Origin of the sequence: Paenibacillus luteus, assembly GCF_006542765.1 — a bacterium.
Taxonomy (GTDB): Bacteria; Bacillota; Bacilli; order Paenibacillales; family Paenibacillaceae; genus Pristimantibacillus; species Pristimantibacillus luteus.
Genome location: NZ_SKCD01000019.1, coordinates 1 through 24,734 on the forward strand (window position 1 = coordinate 1; position 24,734 = coordinate 24,734).

Annotated in this window: 19 protein-coding genes; 17 read left to right on the forward strand and 2 right to left on the reverse strand. The window is 48.2% G+C overall.

Annotated elements, in window-relative coordinates; genetic code table 11:
- Positions 1 to 327 precede the first annotated feature (327 nt).
- A complete protein-coding gene (locus tag E0496_RS15150; protein WP_141502643.1) occupies positions 328 to 603 on the forward strand; it encodes a hypothetical protein in 276 nt (91 codons plus the stop codon).
- A gap of 277 nt (positions 604 to 880) precedes the next feature.
- Positions 881 to 1,879: a glycoside hydrolase family 53 protein gene (locus E0496_RS15155; protein WP_241674822.1), complete on the forward strand. Its 999-nt coding sequence runs from the start codon at positions 881 to 883 to the stop codon at positions 1,877 to 1,879.
- 68 nt (positions 1,880 to 1,947) lie between these two features.
- Here the strand turns inward: E0496_RS15155 and E0496_RS15160 are convergent, their stop codons facing one another.
- Positions 1,948 to 2,250, reverse strand: coding sequence for a hypothetical protein (locus tag E0496_RS15160; protein WP_141502645.1), 303 nt, complete (start codon positions 2,248 to 2,250; stop codon positions 1,948 to 1,950).
- A gap of 156 nt (positions 2,251 to 2,406) precedes the next feature.
- Positions 2,407 to 2,628 carry a hypothetical protein gene (locus E0496_RS15165; RefSeq protein ID WP_141502646.1) on the reverse strand — a complete coding sequence of 74 codons (222 nt, stop codon included), beginning with the start codon at positions 2,626 to 2,628 and terminating at the stop codon, positions 2,407 to 2,409.
- Positions 2,629 to 2,821: 193 nt separating this feature from the next.
- Here E0496_RS15165 and E0496_RS15170 point away from each other — a divergent pair, with 193 nt between their 5' ends.
- The 15 genes from E0496_RS15170 to E0496_RS15240 all read left to right on the forward strand — a co-directional run bounded on the left by E0496_RS15170 (position 2,822) and on the right by E0496_RS15240 (position 24,516).
- Positions 2,822 to 4,663 (forward strand): cache domain-containing sensor histidine kinase, encoded by a 1,842-nt coding sequence (locus E0496_RS15170; RefSeq protein ID WP_241674816.1) that lies wholly within the window; start codon positions 2,822 to 2,824, stop codon positions 4,661 to 4,663.
- Entirely contained in the window at positions 4,656 to 6,176 is a 1,521-nt protein-coding gene (locus E0496_RS15175) for a response regulator transcription factor (protein ID WP_141502648.1), read from the forward strand. The genes E0496_RS15170 and E0496_RS15175 overlap by 8 nt, the downstream gene beginning before the upstream one ends.
- 194 nt (positions 6,177 to 6,370) lie before the next feature.
- Complete coding sequence (locus E0496_RS15180) at positions 6,371 to 7,837, forward strand: ABC transporter substrate-binding protein (RefSeq protein WP_141502649.1); 1,467 nt, start codon at positions 6,371 to 6,373, stop codon at positions 7,835 to 7,837.
- 80 nt (positions 7,838 to 7,917) lie between these two features.
- A complete protein-coding gene (locus E0496_RS15185) occupies positions 7,918 to 8,856 on the forward strand; it encodes an ABC transporter permease (RefSeq protein ID WP_238403930.1) in 939 nt (312 codons plus the stop codon).
- A gap of 54 nt (positions 8,857 to 8,910) precedes the next feature.
- The gene (locus E0496_RS15190; protein ID WP_141502650.1) at positions 8,911 to 9,828 is read left to right on the forward strand and encodes a carbohydrate ABC transporter permease; all 918 of its coding nucleotides are present in this window, start codon (positions 8,911 to 8,913) and stop codon (positions 9,826 to 9,828) included.
- A gap of 32 nt (positions 9,829 to 9,860) precedes the next feature.
- Complete coding sequence (locus E0496_RS15195; RefSeq protein ID WP_141502651.1) at positions 9,861 to 11,180, forward strand: glycoside hydrolase family 125 protein; 1,320 nt, start codon at positions 9,861 to 9,863, stop codon at positions 11,178 to 11,180.
- Complete coding sequence (locus E0496_RS15200; protein ID WP_141502652.1) at positions 11,177 to 14,311, forward strand: alpha-amylase family protein; 3,135 nt, start codon at positions 11,177 to 11,179, stop codon at positions 14,309 to 14,311. The genes E0496_RS15195 and E0496_RS15200 overlap by 4 nt, the downstream gene beginning before the upstream one ends.
- Before the next feature lie 19 nt (positions 14,312 to 14,330).
- Complete coding sequence (locus tag E0496_RS15205; protein ID WP_141502653.1) at positions 14,331 to 17,072, forward strand: alpha-mannosidase; 2,742 nt, start codon at positions 14,331 to 14,333, stop codon at positions 17,070 to 17,072.
- Positions 17,073 to 17,530: 458 nt separating this feature from the next.
- Positions 17,531 to 19,069: a spore germination protein gene (locus tag E0496_RS15210; protein ID WP_141502654.1), complete on the forward strand. Its 1,539-nt coding sequence runs from the start codon at positions 17,531 to 17,533 to the stop codon at positions 19,067 to 19,069.
- Between the two features lie 28 nt (positions 19,070 to 19,097).
- Positions 19,098 to 20,279 carry a Ger(x)C family spore germination protein gene (locus E0496_RS15215; RefSeq protein WP_141502655.1) on the forward strand — a complete coding sequence of 394 codons (1,182 nt, stop codon included), beginning with the start codon at positions 19,098 to 19,100 and terminating at the stop codon, positions 20,277 to 20,279.
- Between the two features lie 25 nt (positions 20,280 to 20,304).
- On the forward strand, positions 20,305 to 20,517 hold the full coding sequence (locus E0496_RS15220) for a hypothetical protein (RefSeq protein WP_141502656.1): 213 nt from the start codon (positions 20,305 to 20,307) through the stop codon (positions 20,515 to 20,517).
- A gap of 31 nt (positions 20,518 to 20,548) precedes the next feature.
- On the forward strand, positions 20,549 to 21,655 hold the full coding sequence (locus E0496_RS15225; RefSeq protein ID WP_206669781.1) for a GerAB/ArcD/ProY family transporter: 1,107 nt from the start codon (positions 20,549 to 20,551) through the stop codon (positions 21,653 to 21,655).
- 136 nt (positions 21,656 to 21,791) lie between these two features.
- A complete protein-coding gene (locus tag E0496_RS15230; protein ID WP_141502658.1) occupies positions 21,792 to 22,034 on the forward strand; it encodes a YolD-like family protein in 243 nt (80 codons plus the stop codon).
- A gap of 101 nt (positions 22,035 to 22,135) precedes the next feature.
- Positions 22,136 to 23,368 carry an aminopeptidase gene (locus tag E0496_RS15235; protein ID WP_141502659.1) on the forward strand — a complete coding sequence of 411 codons (1,233 nt, stop codon included), beginning with the start codon at positions 22,136 to 22,138 and terminating at the stop codon, positions 23,366 to 23,368.
- A gap of 149 nt (positions 23,369 to 23,517) precedes the next feature.
- Complete coding sequence (locus E0496_RS15240; RefSeq protein WP_206669782.1) at positions 23,518 to 24,516, forward strand: phosphotransferase enzyme family protein; 999 nt, start codon at positions 23,518 to 23,520, stop codon at positions 24,514 to 24,516.
- Positions 24,517 to 24,734: the final 218 nt, after the last annotated feature.

A 24,734-nucleotide genomic window follows, 5' to 3' on the forward strand; every position in this document is an offset into this window, starting at 1 on the left:
CCATCCACTATTTTCTGCACGACGCGGATCTTCTTCAGTTCTTCTCTGGTCAATGTAATTGTCTCCTGTCCCATAGTGACATTATCTCAGAACAGTTATGGGATGACATTATCACAGAAGAACAACATGTAAGCTCGTTGCTTCCTTCTATATTCAAAACTGTAAGTATTAGAGTGAGACGGCGTGCTTTTTAAAGAAGAAATAGCACATCAGCTCCTTACTATATTGGAATTCTTTCCAGTCATACGGAGCATAAAAACCGTTCATAAGAGCACCATAATGGTTGGTCAATAACGATCTACAATCATAATGATGGAGGCTCACGAGATGGTTAATCGAAACCTGCAGCAAATCGCTGCCGATCTTCAAGAAAATCAACAGCTGCAGCTTGCCCAGCATGAAGTGCAAGAAGCACATTTTCACCTGCAAGAAGAAAATCAAGAGCTGCTAGAAGCGGAGCAATTGCTGCAATTGGAGATACATCATGTATTGCAGGCGCAAGAGCAAGTAAAGAAAGAGCATCAAGATATTCAGCAGGCACAACAAAAGCTTCAAGAGGCCAAAACGGCTGCAAATGCTTTGCAAAATAAGCCTCTTCAATAATTTAAGAAAAACGGCGCTGCTGTCATGAAAATGACAGCAGCGCCGTTTTTCTTATGCACACAGATGTTATGCTTTATGTAGGGCAGCCTTAAACCGGTTTCAATAACATTGAAAATATTGACATTACATCCTATATGAATACTTCGGTAAATTTTATAATTAAGCCACACAAATGGAAGCGCATACAAAATAACGTTTATGATGGACAAAACTAGTCTAAGGAGGCAAAACAATGTGGAAAAGAATTTGTTGTGTCGTACTCGCACTATTGCTGGTAATGAGTGTTTTTGGCGTGAATCAGGGTATTCCGTCAAAGGTAAGCGCAGCGCCGACATTCGCCAAAGGAGCGGATATCAGCTGGGTTCCTGGGATGGAGGCGCAGGGCTATAGCTCGAAAGACAAAAATGGCGTAACGAGAGACATTATTCAAATTTTAAAGCAGGATTATCAGATCAATTCTGTGCGCATTCGCGTTTTCGTTAATCCATCTTCGAGCTATGGCAATGGGTATATGAACAAGGAGCGGGCGGCGACACTGGCGAAGCGGGCGAAGGATGCAGGCATGAGCGTTATGCTTACGCTTCATTACAGCGACTCTTGGGCTGATCCCGGCCAGCAGACGAAGCCGGCTGCGTGGGCTAGCTACACATTTCAGCAGTTGATGGATGCTGTCTGGAATCACACCCGAGACGTTATGACTGCCATGCAAACCAAAGGCGTTACGCCGGATTGGGTACAAATCGGCAACGAAACGAATGACGGCATGCTCTGGAATGATGGCAGGGCCTCGCTAAACATGCAAAACTACGCCTGGCTGATTAATACGGGCAACAACGCCGTGAAGTCGATCAGCACGGCTACCAAGACGATTGTCCATTTGGCGAACGGCTATGACAACGGCTTATTTGTCTGGAATATCGGCGGTCTAATCGCTAACGGGGCAACCTTCGATATTATCGGCATGTCCTTATATCCTGCTGCAACCGATTGGTCCAGCAAGGTTACGCAAACGATCAGCAACTCAAACAATATGATCACACGTTACGGAAAGCCAGTTATGATTACAGAAATCGGAATGGATTACAACCAGCCGGCTGCTGCCAAAAATTTTGTGACTGACATCAAAACGAAAGTGCGCAATATTTCTGGAGGAAAAGGGCTCGGTGTGTTTTATTGGGAGCCGCAAGCGACGCCTGGATATAACGGAGGCTATAACAAAGGAGCTTGGCAAGCGGATGGCAAGCCAACGATTGCACTGGAAGGATTTTTGAATTAATAAATAACGACTTGCGGCAGTCTCTAATGAGATTGTCGCAGGTCGTTTGACGTAGAGAAGCTTACGCTTTACCCCTTCGGCTGCTCCTTAGCTTGCTGCTGCCTAAGCTCAGCGTTTTTGGCTGTGAGTTGCTTGGCGAAAGCAACCTGAGCAGCATCCAGTCGGGCTACTTCTTCATTCAGCTTTGTTATTTGCGTCATTTTGCTGCTTAGATCTGTGGGTGAGGAGCTTAGCTTCACACTCTTTTGCAGCTGTTTTATTTTGGCGAGCGCCTTATCCTTCTTGCTCTTGTCGGCGGCGCCTTGCTTTTGTAGGTCGGAGATTTCTCTCTTTAACCGGCTTATAATGGACGTTGTAAAGCTTATGGACATTCCAGCACCTCATAATCGTATAGTGTTGCTTTGCCCTATTTTACTATAGAATGGCGCTTTAAGCGAGAAAGAAAGGCCCGAAGGGCTGCACCTTTACCAAGGTATAGCCTTTCGGGCCTAGCGTTCATTGAGAACGATAAGTCGGCATAAGTTCGGTTACTGATCAAAATTTTGCTGCTTCGGTTTGTTTGCTTTATCCCTTTGTGGGGTTCGGCCGATCATGCGGCCAAAAATTAAAAATAACGGCGAGGCTTCCAGCTCAACGAGATTGAGCATCTCCGCCCAGTTGAAAATAACGAGAAACGGCAGCAAACCAATTGCGAGTATTCCGAATATAAGTCCTACTGAAATATTGCGTACCATTTTACCAAGTGTCATGCTCTCATCTCCCTTCCTTGCTGATTTCCTCACTTCTTCATTATATGCCTTGCTGGCTTAGTCATTCAACCACACCTCATTTCCGATAATGTATATAGAAACCAACTCGGCAATGCGCTGCCTACTTGTGTCCGCAAATCATCGTGGAGTATGATTAAACGTTGTAACGCAAATCATGTGTAGGGAAGTATCGATGCTTCACGGGAAGGAGTTTATTTTGAAGGGAAAAAGCTTGTACGACAACTATGTGAAAAATAATCTTTTCATGAAAATGATCCTGCTGTTCGCGTTGATTACAACGGTTACGATCGTTACGTTCTCCTATTTTATGTTTAATGTGATGTCGCAATCTATCGTGCGCAATGAGCTTGAAAATCAGAAAAAAGCGATGGAAAGCGTTAATAGCTATATGACACGCAAATACGAATCCGTGCAATCGATTATGCTCGATGTGTACCGGAATGAATCACTGTCATTGCATCTCGCTTATTTCTTGCAGCATCCCTTTGAGGATTATATGAATTACCAGCTCGATCAATATGCTGACGAGTCGAATACGGATGTGCCGAAAGGGCTGGATTTTTTCGAAAATAAGCTCGACAGTGATACCGATATCGCAAATTTAATGCTGTACAGCTCGGAAAAACAGTTTTTGTTTGCCTATAAGCAGGGGCATGTGACCCGTTTATTATCAACCAATGCCTCGCGCTCTTATATCCCGGATGCCATGGCGCTGGAGAATACGATGGTTTCGGTACCGAATGCATGGGTACGCAGTGCGATAAATCAGTATGAGCCGAAGCTGTTTTCCATGCGCGTGCCCATTAATGATAAAAATACGCTCAAAAATTTAGGGCAGCTGCTCGTTTATTTTAATTCAGACCGGATTAGCAACGCGCTGGATAGCTACCATGAGCAATTAAAAGGCTACATTGTGGTGCTGGGCCCTTCGGGCGAAGTGCTGTTCGACTCCTCTGATCGTTATTATGGCGTACGTTATCCCTATGCCGATAAAATCGACTCTCTATATGATACCGCAATGATGGAGGAAGAGTCCTATGTCACGACGCTCACTCAAAATCAGGCGGGGTATTTGGTCGTTGGCGTAGCGCCTAAATCGGAGGTTGCAGCTGCGTATAAAGGGCTAAAGCGTACGATTATGATTATTAGCGCAGTATGCATCGTCATGGTGCTGCTCGTCCCGATTTTGGTCGTTAGCAACTTCGCGAAGCGAACCAATAAAATTATTCGCTTTATGCGCAAGGTCGAGAGTGGTGATTTGTCGGCGAGAATTCAAGATGACAAAGAGGACGAGCTCGGGCAAATATCGAGAAGCTTTAACGATATGCTGGACGAGCTGACTCGTCATATTGATCGTGTATACAAAGCAGAAATCAAGCAAAAGCATACGGAGCTGGCTGCTCTGCAAGCTAGGGTGAATCCGCATTTCCTTTACAATACGCTTGAGGTTATTCGAATGCGGGCGGTCTCCCAAGGAGCACGGGATGTTGGCGAAATGATTTACAGCCTATCCGTCCTGTTCAAAAGCTTCGTGCAGCCGAAGGGGGAGAATACGCTTAAGGATGAGCTCGAGACGTCACGACTTTATTTGGAGTTATTCCGCATTCGTTACAAGGACAAGCTGTCTTATGAAATCACTTGTGATGAAAGCCTGGCGGGCCGCAAAATTATGCGGATGGCGCTTCAGCCCATTATCGAAAATTATGTCGTTCATGGATTGCAGCCAAAAAGAGAAGATAACCGGATTACGATCACCACTCTGCAGCTCGATGGCAGAGTTCGCATTCAGGCTGAGGATAACGGCATTGGCATTGAGCCGGAGCGGCTGGAATCGATTCGCGAAGCGATGGATTCATTGGAGGAGACTGGTGAGTCCTTCGGGCTGCGAAGCGTTCATGAACGGTTGAAGCTGCTTTACGGGACGGATTACGGACTCGTCATCGAGAGTACGCCAGGCGTGGGAACGATGGTCACGCTTGAGTTTCCGGACATCGAGGAGGCACCGCATGTATAGAGTTTTTGTAGTTGATGACGAGCCCTTCATCATTGAGGGGTTATACGATATTATCGATTGGTCGGCGTTTGGCCTTGAGATCGTGGGTTCAGCGGAGAATGGACAGGACGCGCTGGAAGCGCTCAGGGATTCGGCGGCTGATATTTTGCTGACGGATATTTCGATGCCGATCATGAACGGCCTGACCTTGATCGGCGAAGCCCGAAAATTCCGGCCGGACTTAAAGGTCATTATTTTGAGCGGCTATAATGATTTTGAATATATTAAGTCAGGCCTCAAGCTTGGTGTGGAAAATTATTTGCTCAAGCCCATTAACATTGACGAGCTGCAGGAGACGTTGGCTAATACAATCGACAAGTTGAACACAACGAGGCCTGACCGTTTATTTAGCGATTATGATATTCGTATTCTTAGGGATAATATATTGTATCGCTGGCTGACCGGCAGAATTGCGCCAAATGAGCTGCTCGAGCGAACGGATATGCTGGACATCCAGCTCGATGCGCCCTATTTGGTGACGGCCGTGCTGCGGACGGAAAGTCAGTTCGAGCCGTCTTACGAAGCGGCGCAGCGGCTTGCAATGCAAGATTCATCGATGCTCCCGTTTGTTGATATTGACGGCGATCTCGTCATCGTCTTTCTGCTTGAAGATCAAGTTGAAGGTAAAATAAAAGCGATGAGCCAGCTAGATAATATGCAGAAACGGTTGGCTCCAAGCCCGATGCGAATATCACTAGGTAGTGTGCAGGAAATGGGCGAGGGGGCACCGCGCAGCTATGCCCATGCGAAGAAGGCCCAGGAATATTTTCTGCTGCTGGATGAACCGGCCATATTGGATTATGACCTGCTCTCCGAGAAGAACAGCATTGAGAATACGGCTGCCGAGCCGCTAGACTGGCCCCCGTATTCCAAGCTAATCAAGGCGAAGGAGCTGGGTCAGCTGCATGAGATGATTGATGCAGAGTTCGAGCGCTACCAATCGCTTGAAGGCGTTACCCCCGCGTATATCCAAAGCATGGCGATCGAGCTGATGATTCGCTTTAAGATGGAGCTGAAGGAGATTAAACAGGCGGATCAGCCCGAACTATACAAAGCTGGCTTCGTGCAAATTATGCAGGCCGAAACGATTGAGGGGCTCGCGGCAGTCGTGAAGGAAGCGGCAACTTTAACCGTGGACTCACTCATGCGCGATGTGAAGAGTCCGATTATTCAGCTGCTGCTTAATTATGTCCATGAAAACTATGCCGAGGCGCTCTCTTTGAAATCGCTCAGTCAGCAATATAATATTCATCCGGTCTATCTCGGCCATCTGTTCCAGAAGGAGACGGGCGAGACCTTTACTGAGTATATCAACAAATACCGAATCGGCAAAGCGAAGGAAATGCTGAAGGAAACGCAGCTGAAGGTACAGGAGATCGCATTAAAGGTGGGATACTGGGAGACCGGTTATTTCTATAAACAATTCAAGAAATACGTTGGCATTTCGCCCACGGATTACAAAGGACTGCTCTAATGCAAGCTAGGGTAGTCTTTTTTTCTTTAATTTGTACACCATACCTTTAATTTGTTGCCTATTTGAAAATCGTTACATCCGGTATTTTTAAGTTAGCCCTAAAACGCTTCGCGCGAAGGGCACGGAAATAAAGTAAGCGTATGCTTACGCATTTGGATTCTGCTTCGAAACACAACACGGGGAGGATTTACTTAATGATTAGAAAGAAACGCAGCTTTACAGTAGCCCTTTCGCTGCTGCTTGCCATGTCCATTGTGCTAAGCGCTTGCGGAGGCGGCAAAAACAACTCTGAAGGTACAGCTGAGAAACCGGTTGAACTGATCTGGTACACCATTGGTACACCGCAAAAAGATGTAGACAAGGTCATGGCGGAAGTGAGCAAATATACAGCTGAGAAAATCGGCGTAACAGTCAAAATGAGCATGATCGACTGGGGTGACTATTCCCAGAAGCTTCAAGTGATGACGGCTTCAGGCGAAGCGGTTGACATGATGTTCACTTCATCATGGGCATTCGATTATGTTCAAAATGCTAGAAAAGGCGCATTCATGCAAATCGATGATTTGCTGAAAGAGCAAGGAAAAGGCATTGTTGATACACTTGATCCTGCATTTTTGGAAGGCTCGAAGGTCGATGGCCACAACTACGGCGTTCCAGCTAATAAGGAGCTTCCTGCTCAAGAGGTATGGCGTTTCAATAAGCAGTTTGTAGACAAATATAAACTGGATATTTCTAACGTTTACAGCTTGGAGAGCTTGGAGCCTTTGCTCAAAACGATCAAAGAAAACGAGCCGGATGTTTATCCGTTTGCTGTAGACAAAAACCAAATGCCTTACGTTCCTTACGATTACGTAATTGAGAAGCTGCCAATGGCGGTATCGCTTGATACAACGGATTACAAGATCGTTAATGTACTAGATACACCAGAAATGAAACAAATTTTGAATACGATGCACAAATACTACAAAGCAGGCTACATTCCAACAGAAGCCGCTACGATGGATTCGATGACAGATGTGCAAACGACTGGCAAATGGTTCGCGGACCGCGCAACTTCACAGCCTTTCGCAGATAACCTATGGTCGGCAAGCTACGGCTACCCGGTTGTATCCACACCTGCAAGCGATGCAATGATTTACAACTGGTCGGTAATGGGCTCGATGCAATCCATTTCGGCGAACTCGAAATACCCTGAGAAAGCCATGGAGTTCTTGAACCTGCTTAACACAGATCCTGTGCTTCGCAACATGGTTGACTCTGGAATTGAAGGCGTTCATTACAAGAAAGCTAGCGACAATGTGATGGAAAACCTAGACGAGTCGAAAAACTACGATATGCCAACGTTCTCACTAGGCAATGTTATGCTTACGTACCTCAACACGACTGACCCAACGAACAAATGGGAAGAGTTCAAGAAATTCAATGATGCTGGTACATCAGCTCCGCTTCTTGGCTTCAACTTCGATACTTCGAAGGTAACGACAGAAATCGCTTCCGTTCAAAACGTGAAGGAAGAATACTGGGCAGCACTCATGACAGGTACAGTAGATCCTGAGACATACCTTGCCCGTGCTAACGACAAATTCAAGGCAGCCGGTTTGGATAAAATTATGGCTGAAGCGCAGCGCCAACTAGACGAGTGGAGAGCCGCGAACAAGTAAGAAAGCGGGAGGTATGAGGCGAATGCTCGGCATTCGATTCATACCTTCTCTCATTAAATTGACAGCAGAGAGGTGATCACGTGGGAGCCTTTGGGCGATTTTTCAAAAATATTAACAAAAATGCGGCAATGCTGATCATGGTACTGCCAGCGACGTTATGGTTTATCTTTTTCTCTTACTTGCCAATGGCGGGTATGGTTATCGCGTTTAAGGAATACCGGTACAGCAGGGACGGCTTTCTTGCGAGCATTATTGAAAGCAAGTGGGTTGGTTTGCAAAACTTCAAGTTTCTGTTCAGCACCAATGATGCTTATATCATTACCCGCAATACCGTAGTCTACAATATCTTCTTTATCGTGCTCGGCCTTGTCATTGCCGTTGCGATGGCGATCATGCTAGCCGAAATTACGAACAAACGATTGGCGAAGGTGTATCAGACAGGGATGTTCCTGCCTTATTTCCTATCTTGGGTAATCGTTGGCTATTTCGTATTCAGCTTCCTAAGCCTTGATCGCGGCGTTGTAAACCAAGTAGCAGGCTGGTTCGGCATCGATCCGGTGAACTGGTACTCCGATCCGACTTATTGGCCGATTATTATCGTCGTCGTTTTCCTTTGGAAATCGGTAGGATATAACAGCGTCATCTATTTGGCTGCTATCATGGGTATCGATAAATCGCTTTACGAAGCAGCGATGATCGATGGCGCCAACAAATGGCAGCAAATCCGCAACATTACGATTCCGATGCTGACGCCGCTCATTACCATATTGACGCTGCTTGCGATCGGCAAAATCTTTTACGCGGACTTCGGATTATTTTATCAAGTGCCTCGCGATTCAGGAACGCTCTACAGCGTCACGAACGTTATCGACACTTATGTGTACCGGGGACTTAAATCAACCGGCGAGATCGGCATGAGTACAGCTGCAGGCTTGTACCAGTCACTCATTGGTTTTGTATTGGTTATTACATCGAATGGAATCGTTCGTAAATTCAACAAAGACAATGCATTGTTCTAGTCATCACGATCAGACAGCCAGACAAGCTAGCATTGCGAAGGGAGGAAAATCGTTGTGTCCGCTCAAACGACGAAAGGCCGTGATTTTCACAGGCTGACGACCGCTTGGAATATCGCTTTTCATGCCGTAGCCGGTATTTTTGCACTACTATGCGTATTTCCTTTTTTATTCGTTACGATTATTTCCTTTACGGACGAGACGACGCTGGCCCGAAACGGGTATCAGCTATTTCCGGAAAAATGGAGCGTAGAAGCTTACACCTATTTGTTCAAAGCTGGAGATCAACTGCTTCGCTCTTATGGGGTTACGATTATGGTTACCGTGATCGGTACGGTGATCGGTGTTGTTTTTACCGCGCTTTTCGCTTACGCGATCTCGCGCCACAGCTTTAAATACCGTAATTTCTTCGCCTTTTTTGCCTTCTTCACGATGCTGTTCAACGGTGGCCTTGTGCCGACGTATATTATTGTCACGCAGCTTCTAGGCCTTAAAGATTCCATCTGGGCGTTAATTTTGCCGCTTGCGGTCAACGCCTTCTACATTATGATTTTGCGCACGTTCTTCTCCACCATGGTGCCGGATGCGATTATCGAATCGGGCAAAATCGATGGGGCTGGCGAGTTCGGCATTTTCTTCAAGCTCGTGCTGCCATTATCGCTGCCTGGTCTTGCCACCATAGCTTTGTTTAGTACGCTCGGCTATTGGAACGATTGGTTCAACGCCCTGCTGTACATTAATACGCCGAATTTAGTGCCGCTTCAGTCGATGCTGATGCGGATTGAAAATAGTATGCAGTTCATTATGCAAAACTCGCAAAATGCTTCACTCAGTGTAGGCGTGCTGCAATCGATGCCGCAGGATACGTCGCGTATGGCGATGGTCGTGCTTGCGACTGGACCGATCGTATTCGCTTACCCGTTCTTCCAAAGATATTTCATTCAAGGCTTGACGGTTGGTGCCGTTAAAGAATAAAGACGACTTATTGCTAAAGGAGCATATACGATATGGAGCAATTTAGATTACCAAAAATCCCGCTTCCGGAGCTGACGCTGCCGAATGCGGTTCAAGACGTGCTGAAGGAAGCGGAGCAGAAGCTTGCGCACCGCCCGAAGCTGCTGCAATTGTTCAAAAACTGTTTCCCCAACACGCTCGAAACAACAACGAAGCTGATGGATGATGGGACAACCTTTGTCATCACGGGCGATATTCCTGCGCTTTGGCTGCGCGATTCCGTGGAGCAGGTCATTCACTACGTTCCTTTTGCCAAAGAGGACAAGGATTTGCAGCGGATTATCGGCGGTCTGATTAAGCGCCATATCTCTTATATTCAAATCGATCCTTACGCGAATGCGTTCAATGAGTCGGCTAACGATTGGCACTGGAACACCACGGATGAGACAGAAATGTCGCCATGGGTATGGGAGCGTAAATTCGAGCTGGATTCCATTTGCTTCTCCATGCGCCTTGCACATGCTTACTGGAAAGAGACCGAGCTGACCGATATTTTCGATTCCGGCTTTAAAGCAGCGATGCGCAAGATTGTTGAGCTATGGAAAACTGAGCAGCGCCATTTCGAAAAATCGCCGTACCGTTTCACTCGCGATAACGGCATTCCTACGGATTCCCTGCGCAATGACGGATTAGGGATGCCTGTGAACTACACGGGCATGATCTGGTCAGGCTTCCGCTCCAGCGACGATGCTTGTGATTTCCATTACAACGTACCTGCGAATATGTTTGCCGTGGTTACACTGCGCCAGATGAGAGAAATCGCCGAGTGGGTTTTCCGTGACATGGACTTCGTGAAGGAGCTGAAAAAGCTTGAAGATGATGTCGATCACGGCATTCAGCTGTACGGCATTTATCAGCATTCGGAATTTGGCCCAATCTACGCTTACGAGACAGATGGCTTCGGCAACTATTGCCTGATGGATGATGCAGGAACGCCAGGCTTGATGTCGATTCCTTACCTTGGCTACACGACTTCGGATGATCCGATTTATCAAAATACACGCAACTTTGCGCTGAGCAAGCATAACCCGTTCTATTACGAGGGCAAAGCAGCGAAAGGCATCGGCAGCCCACATACGCCTCCAGGTTATATCTGGCATATGGCTTTGTCGATGCAGGGGCTTACGGCATCAAGCAAGGAAGAGAAGCTTGCGCTGATCGACATGCTTGAAGCAACCGATGGGGATACGGGATATATGCATGAGGGCTTCCATTCGGATGATCCGACTGTATTTACACGCAAATGGTTCGCTTGGTCGAACAGCTTGTTCTCGCAGCTTGTCTACAAGGCGATGAAGGATGACATTCTATGAGCATGAGCACCATTATTTTTTATGACTCTTCATTTCCGATAGATGGGCGGCTCAGCGCAGATGCGGAGGGGCAGCTTGTTCAACAGGGCAACGTGGTCCGTGCGAGCGGACTTGCCAAGGCGCTCCGCGAGGCGAACGGCGGCAGCTTCGTGAATTTGCATGCTCCGTTCTTCCCCAAGGAGGCTTGGGGCGAGATACTGGCGTTCCTCAAACGTGGCGGCGGCCTTATCAGCATTGGCGGCGCGCCGTTCAAGCGCCCGGTGTCAAAGAACGAAGCCGGAGTATGGGAGATCGAGAACGAGCAAACCGCTTACCACCGTGAGCTTCATATTCATGAGAGTTTGCCGGTAAGCGCAGCGCCAATCAAGACATTATCTGCTCATGCCGACCTTTCCATGCTGCAAGGCAAAGAAGCGATGTTCGAGGTTTCTAGCACTTGGAACCTGGTGCCTCATGTGACGAAAAGCAGCGATTTACCGCATCAGATGGGATCGGCTGGGCCGATGGACGCGCAGCTGTATCCGCTGCTGAAGGGCATTTCAGCGGATGGGCGCGAGGTAGCTGCTCCCGTGTTGCTATGGGAGAATATGAAAGGCTCGTTTGCGGGCGCACGCTGGCTGTTTGTCAACCTGCCGCTAACGGAATCGTTCTGGCAGGCTGGCGGAGCGGAGGAGCTTCGCCGCTGGGCGGATTATTGTGCGGAAGGCGTTACGGAGCTGTGGCTGAAGCCGAATTATGCTTCCTTCGAGCCGGGAGAGCGGGCCATGCTGACGCTGCAGATGCAGCAGCTTGGCCGCAATGCGGATCAAGCGGCACCTGCTGCGAATTGGAGCTTTACGATTGAAATTGAGCACGACAATGACCAGGAGCAGCGCTGGACGAGCAGCTTGAAGCTGGATGCTGCGGCTAAGCAGCAGATCGTCCGTATTCCCGTTCCGCTTACGCTTGTGAGCGGCTACTACAAGGTAACCTGTAAAGCGGAATCGACGAGCAGCGAAGTTCGGATCCTTCGCCAAGGCTTCTGGGGCTTCGATCAGGCGCTGCTTGAGGAAGGCAGTCCAGTTACGAGCGAACGGGATTATTTTGTGAAGGACGGACGTCCGATGCCGGTTGTCGGCATGACTTACATGACTTCAGACGTCGCGCGCAAGTTTTTATTTTTGCCAAATACTGCAGTCTGGGAGCGGGACATGGCCCAGATGCGCAATGCGGGCATTAACTGGATTAGAACCGGCATATGGACGGCTTACCGCAACGTGATGCAGGTGGACGGGCATGCGTCGGAAGAGGTATTGCGCTCAATTGATGCGTTCCTGCTAACGGCGAAGCGCCATGATTTGCAGGTGACCTTCACGTTCTTCTCCTTTACGCCGGAGACGTGGGAAGGACAGAACCCTTATCTCGATCCGCGCAGCGTCGAAGCGCAGAAACGGTTCATTCGGGCGATTATCTCGCGCCACAAGCAATCGAAGCATGTGGACTGGGATTTGATCAATGAGCCCTCGATGTTCGATCCGCCGCGGATTTTTTCCGACGGCCCAAGATCTGCGCGCGATCCCTTCGAGAAGGCTGCTTATGCGGCATGGCTGGAGGAGCGTCACGGATCGGTGGAGCGGCTTCAGCAGCTGTGGAACATGACGCCGGAGCAGCTGCCAAGTTTTGAAGCGGCACTGCCTCCAGAGCCAGAAGAGATTAACTTTGACGTGCAGGATATGCATCAAGGCAAGAAGGGCACGCGCTGGCTCGATTATGCGCTTTTCTCGATGGACATGCATAACCGCTGGGCGAAGGAGCTCTACGAGGCAATCAAAGAAGAATGCCCGGACCATATGGTTACAGTCGGTCAGGACGAGGCGCTTGGCGCGCAAAGGCCTTCCCCATTCTTCTATGGAGAAGCGGTTGATTATACGACTGTGCATTCGTGGTGGCTGAACGATCATTTGATCTGGGACAGTATATTTGCAAAGACGGCAGACAAGCCTAACCTTGTACAGGAAACGGGCATCATGTATGTCGAGACGCCTGAGGGCCGTGCAAAGCGTACGGAAGAAGAGCTTAGAAGCATGCTCGAGCGCAAGTACGCCTATGCTTTCGCCACTGGCGGGGCCGGTGCGGTCCAGTGGATATGGAATACGAATTTCTATATGGACAATGCGAATGAATCCCATATCGGCGCGCTCCGGGCCGATGGTACAGAGAAGCCGGAGGCAGACGTTTCTTATGATTTCGGAAGCTTTATGGCTGAGATCAGAGATTTGTTCACGGGCCGGGAGCTCGAGGACACGGTTGTGGTGTTCCCTTACTCGAATGATTTCTCTAACCGGAAGCTTGCTTTCGATGCGACGACCAAAGCGACGCGTGTACTCGCTTATGAGCTGAACAAACCGTTCCGCGGCGTATCGGAATATCACCTGCATGAGCTGGAAGCAAATCCGGCTAAGCTTGTAATCGTACCGAGCGCCCATAACATAGATGATGCTGCATTTGACCGTTTGCTCGATTATACCGAGCAGTCGGGGGCAACGCTCCTTATTACGGGCCCGACGAGTCTGGATGCCTATTGGCGTCCCGTAAATCGTCATTCCGAGCTGCTTGGAACGAGAGAGCTCGTCAATGTGCGCCGCGAGGAGCTGCTTCACATCGGCAATCGGATGCTGCCCGTCTCTTATAGCAACCGGCGGATTGCGCAGGTATGGAAAGAAGCGATGGCTGGCGCCGCTGAAGCGAATGCCGATCAGCTGATTGAGCTCAAGCATGGCAAGGGCCGGATTTTATGGTGTCCGCTGCCGGTAGAGCTAAATGACCGCATCGAGCCGATATCGGCTATTTACCAACATGCGCTTGCAACCGCTGGCTGCAGTGAAGAGCTGAAATGGGTAAAGGGCGGGCATTTCCCTGGCGTTTATGGACGCAAGCTGACCTTTGAAGGCGGCGCGCTGTTCACTTTCGTCTCCGAATTTAGCTTGGATGTAGAGATTGAGGTTCAAGATCCGGTGACAGGCATTCGATACGCCTTTCTGCTGGAGAAGGAACGCTCCGTATTATTTGCGGTGGATAACAAGGGACAATTGCTGTCCGTATATCGGCCAGATCAGGTGGAAGTAACGGTACGGCCTTCTAACGACCACTAACAAGAAGAGGTGTACAACGATGACCCAAAAGAGAACCGCTCATATCATCTCGCATACCCACTGGGACCGCGAATGGTATTTACCATATGAGAAGCATCACGTCCTGCTCGTAAAATTGATGGATACGCTGCTTCATACACTCGATACCGATCCCAATTTCAAAAGCTTCTATTTGGATGGCCAGACCATCATTTTGGAAGATTATTTGCAGGTTCGTCCCGAAAACCGGGAGCGCCTGGAGCGTTACATTAAAGAGGGCCGCATTCCAATCGGGCCTTGGTATATTTTGCAGGATGCGTTCCTGACCAGCAGCGAAGCGAATATCCGCAACCTGCAAATTGGCCATCAGGATGCGAGCCGTTACGGCACCATTGCGAAGGTTGGTTATTTCCCGGATACATTTGGAAATATCGGCCAAGCGCCGCAAATTTTGAAGCAAGCGGGCATTGATAATGCTGTGTTCGGCCGAGGCGTGAAGCCGACAGGCTTCAACAATACGGTTGCGGATTCGGATTATGAATCGTCCTTCTCCGAGCTGATCTGGGAAGGCCCGGATGGCTCGCGCGTGCTCGGCGTATTGTTCGCCAACTGGTACTGCAACGGAATGGAAGTGCCGACGGAAGAAGCGGTTGCCAAGGAATATTGGGAGCGCAAGCTTGCCGAGGCAGAGAAATACGCGGCTACCGGCCAGCTCCTGTTCATGAACGGCTGCGATCATCAACCGATCCAGCAGGATTTGTCCGAGGCGCTTGATACGGCAAGACGTTTATTCCCAGACACGGATTTTGTTCATTCCAATTTCAAAGATTATCTGGCTTCGGTCAATGAATCCTTGACCCGCGAGCTCTCCGTTGTAAAAGGCGAGCTTCGCAGCCAGCGCACGGACGGCTGGTCAACGTTGGTGAATACGGCTTCTGCACGCGTATACTTGAAGCAAATGAATCAGCTTGGCCAAGCGATGCTGGAGAAGGTAGCAGAACCGCTGGCTTCCCTTGCTTATTCCCTTGGTCATGAGTATCCACATCATCTGTTTACGTATGCTTGGAAAACGCTCATGCAGAACCATCCGCATGACAGCATTTGCGGCTGCAGCGTGGACGAGGTTCACCGCGAGATGGTGACCCGCTTCGATAAGAGCCGCCATATCGCGGAAGCGATTATTGATGAGAGCAAAACAGCCATTGCGGATGCGGTTGATACTTCTGTGTTTGAGCAATTCGGCAGAGATGCCCTTCCGTTTGTCGTATACAATACGACGGGCTGGAAGCGCAGCGGCGTGATTGAAGTCGAGCTGGATGTGGCTCGGATCTATTTCCGTGACGGCTTAACACTGAACGAAATGAATCAGAAAATGTACGGCATTGATGTAACCGGCAGAACACTCGTCGACCGCAATGGTTCGGCGGTTGCTCATTCGGTTGTCGATATGGGATTGCATTTCGGTTATGATTTGCCGAATGACAAGTTCCGCCAACCTTATATGAGCCGCAGAATACGCTTGTCGTTCGAAGCAGAGCAGATTGCAGCACTCGGCCTGGCGTCATTTGCTTGGGTTCTTGATGCGAAAACGGCTGTGCAGCCGCAAGCTTCGCTCGTGGCGGGAACACATGCGCTTGAGAATGAATGGCTGCGTGTTGACCTCGCAGAGGACGGCTCATTCCAGCTTACGGACAAGCGCACGGGCCAAGTGTATTGCGATCTTGGCGTATATGAAAACACCGGTGATATTGGGAATGAGTATATGTACAAGCAGCCTACAGGCGAGCAAGCCTTAACGACGAAAGGCGTGCCGGCAAGCATTCGTCTGAAAGAGGACAATGCGTACCATGCCGTGTTCGAGATCGTGCACGAATGGGCGGTGCCAGCTTCGGCTGATGAGTATTTTGAAGTAGAGAAGCGCGAGGCGGTATATTTCCCTGAGCGTAAATCGCAGCGTACGGAGCAAACGGTTCCGCTGACGATCCGTACTGAAATTGGACTTAGCCGTGATGGGCAAGGCGTAGAATGGAAATCCTTCTTCAATAACCAAGCGAAGGATCACCGCGTACGCGTCCTGTTCCCAACGGATTTGGCTGCAAACGTGCATCATGCGGATTCGATCTTCGAAATTGCTCAGCGTGATAACGAACCGGCAGCAGAATGGATCAACCCAAGCAACGCGCAGCATCAGCAGGCTTTTGTTGATGTGAGCGGCGAGCAAGCGGGGATGACGGTAGCAAACCTCGGCTTGAACGAATATGAAGTATTGCGCGATGGGCGCAACACGATTGCGGTTACGCTGCTTCGTGCCGTAGCAGAGCTTGGCGACTGGGGCGTATTCCCTACTCCGGAAGCGCAGTGTCTTGGCGAGCAAAGCTTCAGCCTGTTGATTCTTCCGCACAGTGGCGACGGAGTTGAATCGGGTGCTTATGCATCCGCTTATCAGTTCCAAGTGCCTTGGACGGTTGCACAAACCGGAGTCCATGAGGGCAAGCTGGCTTCAGCAGGCTCCCTATTCAACTGGGAAGGCAGCAGCCTGGCATTCTCCTCCTTGAAGGTTAATGAGACTTCAGGCGATTTCTTACTCCGCTGGTACAACATGAAACCAGCAGCATCGGAGCTTAAGCTCTTGGCTGGCGAGGCTGCACCAACACTCGGACAGGCTTATCGGAGTGATGTGCTCGAGCAGCAGGGCGATGGTCTTGCTTCAGCAGGCGAGTCACGTTACCAAGTTCCGGTTGGCGCTTGCGAGATTTTGACGATTGGTGTAAAACGTTCGTAATTTTTCATAGAGGGGGCTGCATGAGCAAGACATTTGTCTTGCTTGTGCAGCTCCTTTTTGCTTTATTCTTTGATTGTTTCAAGGTCAAGCGCAGGGTGCAATCGGAGGGGGAGGGCTGAACAGCTATTAATCGATCTGGAAAATCACGATAGGGTCGCTGTGCGAGGAGATCGTTCAGGAAAAACGAAGAGTTTGCCTTTGTAGCCGGATTCTTACCTTTGAATGTTTCAGTAAATTAAATTCAATTTATATTGGTGTTTTAATTTATAAATGTGTAGTTATAGGGACTTCAACTGTAACCTATATATGGGAAATTGAACAAGCAAGAGCTGGCACTTAAGGAATAAATCCTTCCGAGCCAGCTCTTTTTGTTGTGGCTTCCGCTCTGTCACAAGGGTTTAACAGCAAACTTCGATGGTGATAATGGGAAGAGACAATGGAACCGGAGACGATCACCTATGACCAAGCCTATTCAGCACGCATCCGATGGAACGAATCAGTCAACATCGACGGATGTTCTGCTTATCGCAGATATCGAACAAAATATAAAAATGATTTTAAGTGATTTGGGTGACAGCGACGATGTTATTATTCGACAGATCCGAAGCGATGGAAGCGCAGCTCTATCAGCGGCAGTTGTCTATATCGACGGGATGTCGGATGCAGCAATTATTAATACTTATATTTTTGATGTCCTTATGCGCTCGATGCTGAATGTGTCGGATTATTCCGAGCATGAAACAGAGCCAGAGGTACTGGCTGAAAAGCTATTATCGGGCATAGGGTCGATTAGCAGCGTTCATGAAATGGGAAAACTTTATCAGTCCTTGTTATCCGGTGAAGCCATCATTCTCTTGAATGGGAGCGATCATGCGTATCGTGCTGATATTCGTCAGTGGAAGGGACGCGATGTAACAGAATCCACCAATCAGACGTCAGTTCGGGGTCCAAGGGAAAGTTTTACCGAAACCTTGCGTGTGAACACCTCGCTAGTGCGGAGGAAAATCAAGGACCCACGGCTCTGGCTGGAGACTATCGCGATTGGGCGCATTACGAAGACAGATGTAACCATGATGTATTTGAACGGCATAGCGAAACCTTCTGTCATTAATGAGGTCCGCTCGCGTTTGAATGCTATCGATATAGATGGCGTACTGGAAGGCGGATATATCGAGGAGCAAATCGAGGATGCAAAGTATTCGATTTTTCCCACCGTATTCAACACAGAACTTCCCGATAACGTTGCGGCGCAGCTGTTGGAAGGGAAGGTAGCGATTCTAGTGGACGGCACGCCAAATGCTCTTGTTGTTCCAACGCAATTCGTCAGCTTTGTGCAATCGAACGAGGACTATTACCAAAGGGCCGTCTATGCGAGCTTGCTCCGCATACTAAGGTTTATTAGCGGTTTTATTTCACTACTGCTCCCTTCCTTGTATATCGCCATTACGACTTTTCACCGGGACATGCTGCCGACGTCCTTGTTAATCAGTCTTGCTGCCCAGCGGGAGGGCGTCCCGTTTCCGGCCTTCGTTGAAGCGGTGGCGATGGAGGTGACCTTTGAGATATTAAGGGAAGCGGGGCTTCGTATGCCGCGAGCCATCGGTCAAGCCGTTTCGGTTGTAGGGACACTCGTCATCGGACAAGCTGCTGTCGAAGCGGGAATCGTATCCGCAGCCATGGTTATCGTCGTTTCGGTAACGGCAATTGCAACCTTTACTGTGCCTGCCTACAGCATGTCTATTCCGGTACGCATTCTTCGCTTTGCATTTATGGGATTGGCGGCTAGCTTTGGGTTGTTCGGCATCATTATGGGATTGTTTACTTTATTGCTTCATCTATGCTCACTCCGCTCCTTTGGGGAGCCGTATATGGCGCCGCTCAGTCCGTTTATTGCGACTGAGCAGGAGGATGCTCTCATCCGAATGCCGAGGTGGCTTTATTTCAAACGGCCAAGCAGTGCGCAAAAAAGCAACCGCAACCGACAGCAAAAGAGTTAGATGAAAAGCAGGAAAGGAGCGGTACGGGATGCTGCAAAAAGCGTTAATGATCAGCTTATGCTTGCTGCTTCTTACCGGCTGCTGGAGCAGACGCGAGCTCAATGAGCTGTTGATTGTGCTCGGCGTTGCGGTGGATTGGGAGGATGGCGAATATTTGGTATCCTTTCAGGTGGTTAACCCGAGTGAGATTTCTGCTCAGCAGCGAGGTGGCGACCGTCCACCGGGCACGCTCTACCAAGGGCGAGGCAAAACTATGTTTGAAGCCGCACGTTTCTTAACTGCAGAAGCGCCACGGAAAGTGTACATTGGCCATTTGCAAATTTTTATTATCGGAGAAAAACTGGCGCGGATGGGCATCTCCTCTTTTCTTGATAATACGCTGCGTGACAATGAAGCACGTATGGATTTTAATGTCGTTGTCGCAAAGGGAACGAAGGCCGAGGATATTTTGAAAATTTTCACGCCTATGGAGAAGCTGCCTACTCAAAATATGCTCCGCTCCCTACAAACATCCGAGCGTTCATGGGCACCGACGGTTTCGGTGACGATGGATGATATTATTGACATATTATCCGAGGATGGACGGGAGCTAGCACTCACGGGCATTCAGGTAATCGGCAACCAGCAATTAGCAGAAAAAAAGCAAAACGTGGAAACCTTTCTTCCAAGCAGCCATTTTCGCTATACGGGAATCGCGGCTTTTAAAGACGATAAGCTCATCGGCTGGCTTAATGAAAAGGAAAGCAAGGGATTTACGGATATAACGAATAAACTGGATAGCACATCCGTCGAGCTGCTATGCAGCGGGAACTTATATATGGGAATCGAGATTACCTCTTCAGACTCGCATATTGTAATGAAAATGAAGGACGGCATGCCGGAAGCACATATCTATTTTCAGACGGAAGCAAATGTGGTCGACCGCTCCTGTAAAGATGTGGATCTCTCCGATCCAGCTGCAATTGAAACGTTGGAGCACCGGGTTGAGAAGGTCATGAAAAGCAATGCGGAAGCTTCTGTAAAGCGGGCGAAAAGCTTGAAATCTGATATTTTTGGATTAGGGAGCACGGTTGAAAGGCAGCATCCTGCCCTATGGAAAAAGCTCCAATATAATTGGGACGAGGATGGGTTTCAAATGTTGAAGCTTCACTACCATATTAAAGTGCATATTCGCAAGATAGGAACGATCGGCAATTCAACTATGAAATAACGGATAGAATGAGGGAGCTGAAGCGTTGTCATCCTTTATTGGTGTCATAGCAGTAGCGGTCTGCGTTGCTTGGTGGGAGCTGCCGGGGCTGATTAAGCGAAAAAGAAGGAAGGAAATATTCCTATTCATGGCACTGCTTCTTATCGGTACGGGGTTGTACGGAGCGCTGACCTTGCATGCAAAAATACCGAATCCTTTTCTCCTGATCAAAGCCGTTTTTGGTCCAATCATGTCATGAATCGTGCGTTAGGGTTAGGGGGAACGTGATGATGAGCAAGCGCATATCAAGTGATAACGGAAAAATCTCGGCTAGACAATTTATGATTCTCATTATTTTGTGCACAATCGGCGATTCCATCCTGATCCTTCCGACGATTATAGCTTCAGCCTCCAAGGAGGATGCGTGGATTACGATGCTGATCAGCATGGCTATGGGAATCGGTGTAGGCGCACTTTACGGTTGGCTTGCGATGAGAATGCAGAGTGCCAGTCTGATCGCTTTCGTACAACAATCGCTTGGGAAAGCAGTTGGCAGCCTGATGAGCATCGTATTCATTGTGTATTTTGTTTATCTTCATATTACGCTGACTAGCGAAATGAGCCAGTTTATGACCACGCAGTTAATGCCTGAAACGCCGAACAACGCGATTTTTATCCTATTTATTTCGGTCGTCATTATTGCATATCGGCTAGGCGTTGAAGCCTTTGCTCGCATGGGCGAGCTGCTTTTTCCAATCTTTATGCTGTTGTTTATATTCATGGTTGTGCTTCTGCTTCCCCAGGTTGAAGTAGACAAGCTGCAGCCGATTATGGCAAACGGAATGCTGCCGATTATGAAAGGGGTACCTACCGCTTTTGCAATCCCATTTACGGAGCTGATTGTCATTCTGATGCTAGTCCCCCATATTACAGGAAAAAAGAAACCGCTTAAGCCATTCCTTATCGGCACTGGCATTGGGGGACTATTTTTATTCATAACGGTGCTGATCTGCTTACTGGTGCTTGGCGCGAATCTTATGGAAACGAAATATTATCCTACTTTTATCCTTGCCCAAAAAATAACGGTGGGCAACTTTCTCGAACGGATGGAGGCAATTCTCACTTTTATGTGGATCATTACGGTATATTTTAAAACGCTGCTGATCTTTTTTGCCCTAACGAAGAGCCTGGAGCAATTGTTTCGGTTGAAAGAAAGCAAGATGCTTACGGTACCTCTCGCGATGATTTTATTGGTAGGCTCAGTGGTTAGCACGCCTAATATCGTCATTTATAATGAGATGATCAAGAACTATTGGTCTATGTTTGATCTGACGGTTTGCCTTCTTATGCCTATTTTATTGTTAGGCTGGTCCTATATTCCGCGAAAACGCAGCTAACAGACTCCTTGGCATCATGGTATAATAGAGTTATTCGTGTAACTTAGATAGATAGGGATGGGGTCTCCTCGGAGCGGAGGGGCCCTTTTTTTATGGAGTGTTCGGGTTGCCATATATCGTGCAGGAGGGGATTAGGATGGCAAAAGGACCGAAACGGCCAACAAGAGATGAGTTTGAGCTTGAAGAGCTGGGCGAGCGATTGGTGGAGGCTAAGCAGGAAAAAACGGAGCTTCTGCTCACGGTGTGGGCAGCGGAGGAGCAGGTAAGAGGCGTGATTACTGTGCTCGATTCCAGAACAAAGAAGGTTCACGTGGAATATATGGGGAGTGTAACGAAGATCCCTTTTCTGGATATTATGAAGGTAGAAAACCCCTATTAATCCGTCAGTTTGAACCAAAGCTCTCCTCCGTTTGAATATTGAGCGGACGGGGGGCTTTGCTATTCCTATAAAAAAATGAAAATGGAGGCGAATTTACATACATGTATCCTACTCAGCAGCAATTAGAAAACTATGCATCACTTGCGGTGAATGTCGGCGTTTCGGTACAGAAAGGACAGACTGTCGTTGTAATGGCGCCAATTAGCTCCGCACCACTAGTAAGGCTAATTGCTTTAAAGGCTTATGAAGCCGGTGCCAAAAACGTGCATGTGGAGTATAACGATGAGGAACTCTCTCTCATTAAATACAAAAATGCCCCGGAGGAGGCTTTCAGCGAATATCCGATGTGGCGCGCCAAAGCATGGGAGCAATTCGTAGAGCAGGGAGCAGCGTTTATTCAAATATACTCCCCTAACCCCGATTTGCTGAACGGCGTAGACTCAGCTCGGGTGGCAACGGCATCCAAGGCAGCATCTACTGCACTTAGTGGATACCGCGGATCGTTAATGAACCACACGAATGCTTGGACACTTATCTCCTATGCCACACCGGAATGGGCAGCTAAGGTGTTTCCAGAGGTTTCGGCAGAAGCAGCGGTTCAGAAGCTTTGGGAGCGGATCATTGACGCTACCCGGATCGGATTGGAACATCCGATTCAGGCATGGAAAGAACATAATGCGAAGCTGCTTCAAATGGTCGAGCTGCTCAATGGCAAGCGATACAAGGAGTTAAAGTATACAGCTCCAGGAACAGACCTCACGATTGAGCTGCCGGAGAACCATATTTGGCTCGGCGGCGCTAAAGCGAATTCGAAGGGTGTACTGTTTAATCCCAACATGCCAACGGAGGAGGTATTTACGATGCCTCTGAAGGATGGAGTCAATGGAACCGTACGCAGCACCAAGCCATTGAATTATAATGGCCAGGTGATCAATGGCTTCTCCTTGACCTTTAAGGACGGAAAAGTTATCGATTATTCCGCAGAACAAGGTTACGAGGCCCTTTCAAATTTGCTTAATACAGATGATGGCGCGCGACAATTAGGGGAAGTGGCGTTAGTTCCGCACGACTCGCCCATCTCGAATTCTAATGTGACCTTCTTTAATACGTTGTATGACGAGAATGCCTCCTGTCACTTGGCTCTAGGCCAAGCTTACCCGGTGAATCTCAAGGGAGGCACGGGAATGTCGCCAGAGGAACTTCTCGCTCAAGGCGCGAACAGAAGCCTCGTCCATGAGGATTTTATGATCGGATCACCGGACATGAGCATCGACGGCATTACTCCGGATGGCAAGAGTGAGGCCATCTTCCGCAGCGGCAATTGGGCGATTTAGGCTGCCGCAGTCTTCCATGATTAGATGATGAGCCCCGGATTCCTGAGCAGTAGTTGCTCTGGAGTCTGGGGCTTTTTTGCTTGTAGCGGATCGTTATCTTTCTATGAGAAAATGAGAATAAAAATAAAAGAGGAAACATGGAGGTCGTATTGGAAAAACATATGAAGGAGCTTATTCATTTTTATTTTCCCCAGTTGGATTATTCATTGGAGCCTGTTCCGTTTGGACTGACTAATCTTACTCAAGTGATAACGCTCCAAGAGGAAAAGTATGTGATGCGTATTTACAATCGCCATACCAAATCGGAGGAAGGGCTTTTATTTGAAGTCAAGCTAACCTCCTATTTAAATGAACAGCTGGAAACCTTGAAAGTACCTGTATTCCTTAGCTCATTTGCAGGTGATAGCTATTATAAGTTTGGGGATGGAACTTTAGGCGCTGTAGTAAACTTTCTTTCAGGTGCTGTTCCAGCAATAACAAGTGTAGGTGAAGCCAATGATTTTGGCAGAGTTGTCGGGCAAGTTGCTTCTGCCCTTGGTGGATACGAAATAAAGGAATCCGAATATAGCGGAGTATCTTTTTTGGAAATCGATAAGCTTCATCCACTTGCAAACCGCTCAGCAGTGGCCTCTTTTTTTGAAAAGCCGCCGTTTTCGATACCTGGGCCAAAGCAACGTTTTTATTATAAGATGATGGCAACGTTCGAAATGAACCGAATCCATGTGCAAGCCTTGCCTAAACAGTTGGTACATCATGATTTGCTAATTTTTAACCTTCTGGCTGAGGAGAATGGTATTACGGGCGTGCTTGATTTTGATTTTACGTCTGTAGATGTTGGGTTTATGGAGTTTGTAATTAGTTTTAACCATCTTGCTCAATTGACGGATGGATCTATAGATAGGATAGAAGAATTTTTAAAGGGATACGCTCACTCATGCAAACATACAACAGAGGAAATAGAGCAACTGCAGCTATTAACTCAAATCTACCATCTTGCCATTCTTCATATTTATATTGGACAGCATCTTGACGGAAGAGATATTGAGCAAAATTTCCACTATATCCTAGATCAATTTATGACCAGAAATGAGTGGTTGGATAAACATGCTTCAGCGGTGCAGCTTCTTTTGAACAACTATTTACTTTAGGAGCGGCAGGATCAAAAGATAATCGCAGGGAGAATGGGATGAAATGACAATAATGAAGCCTATCCGCCGGAGTCGCTTGAGGATCTATTTTGGCAAGCCATTATGATGTAGGAGCCGATGTTGGAGGAGAGTACTAAAACTAAAACAGCGAAGAGCTGACCGGGATCAGCCGATCTTTGTTCTCATAATGCTTAAAACTAAGGTACCCACCGTAAAGG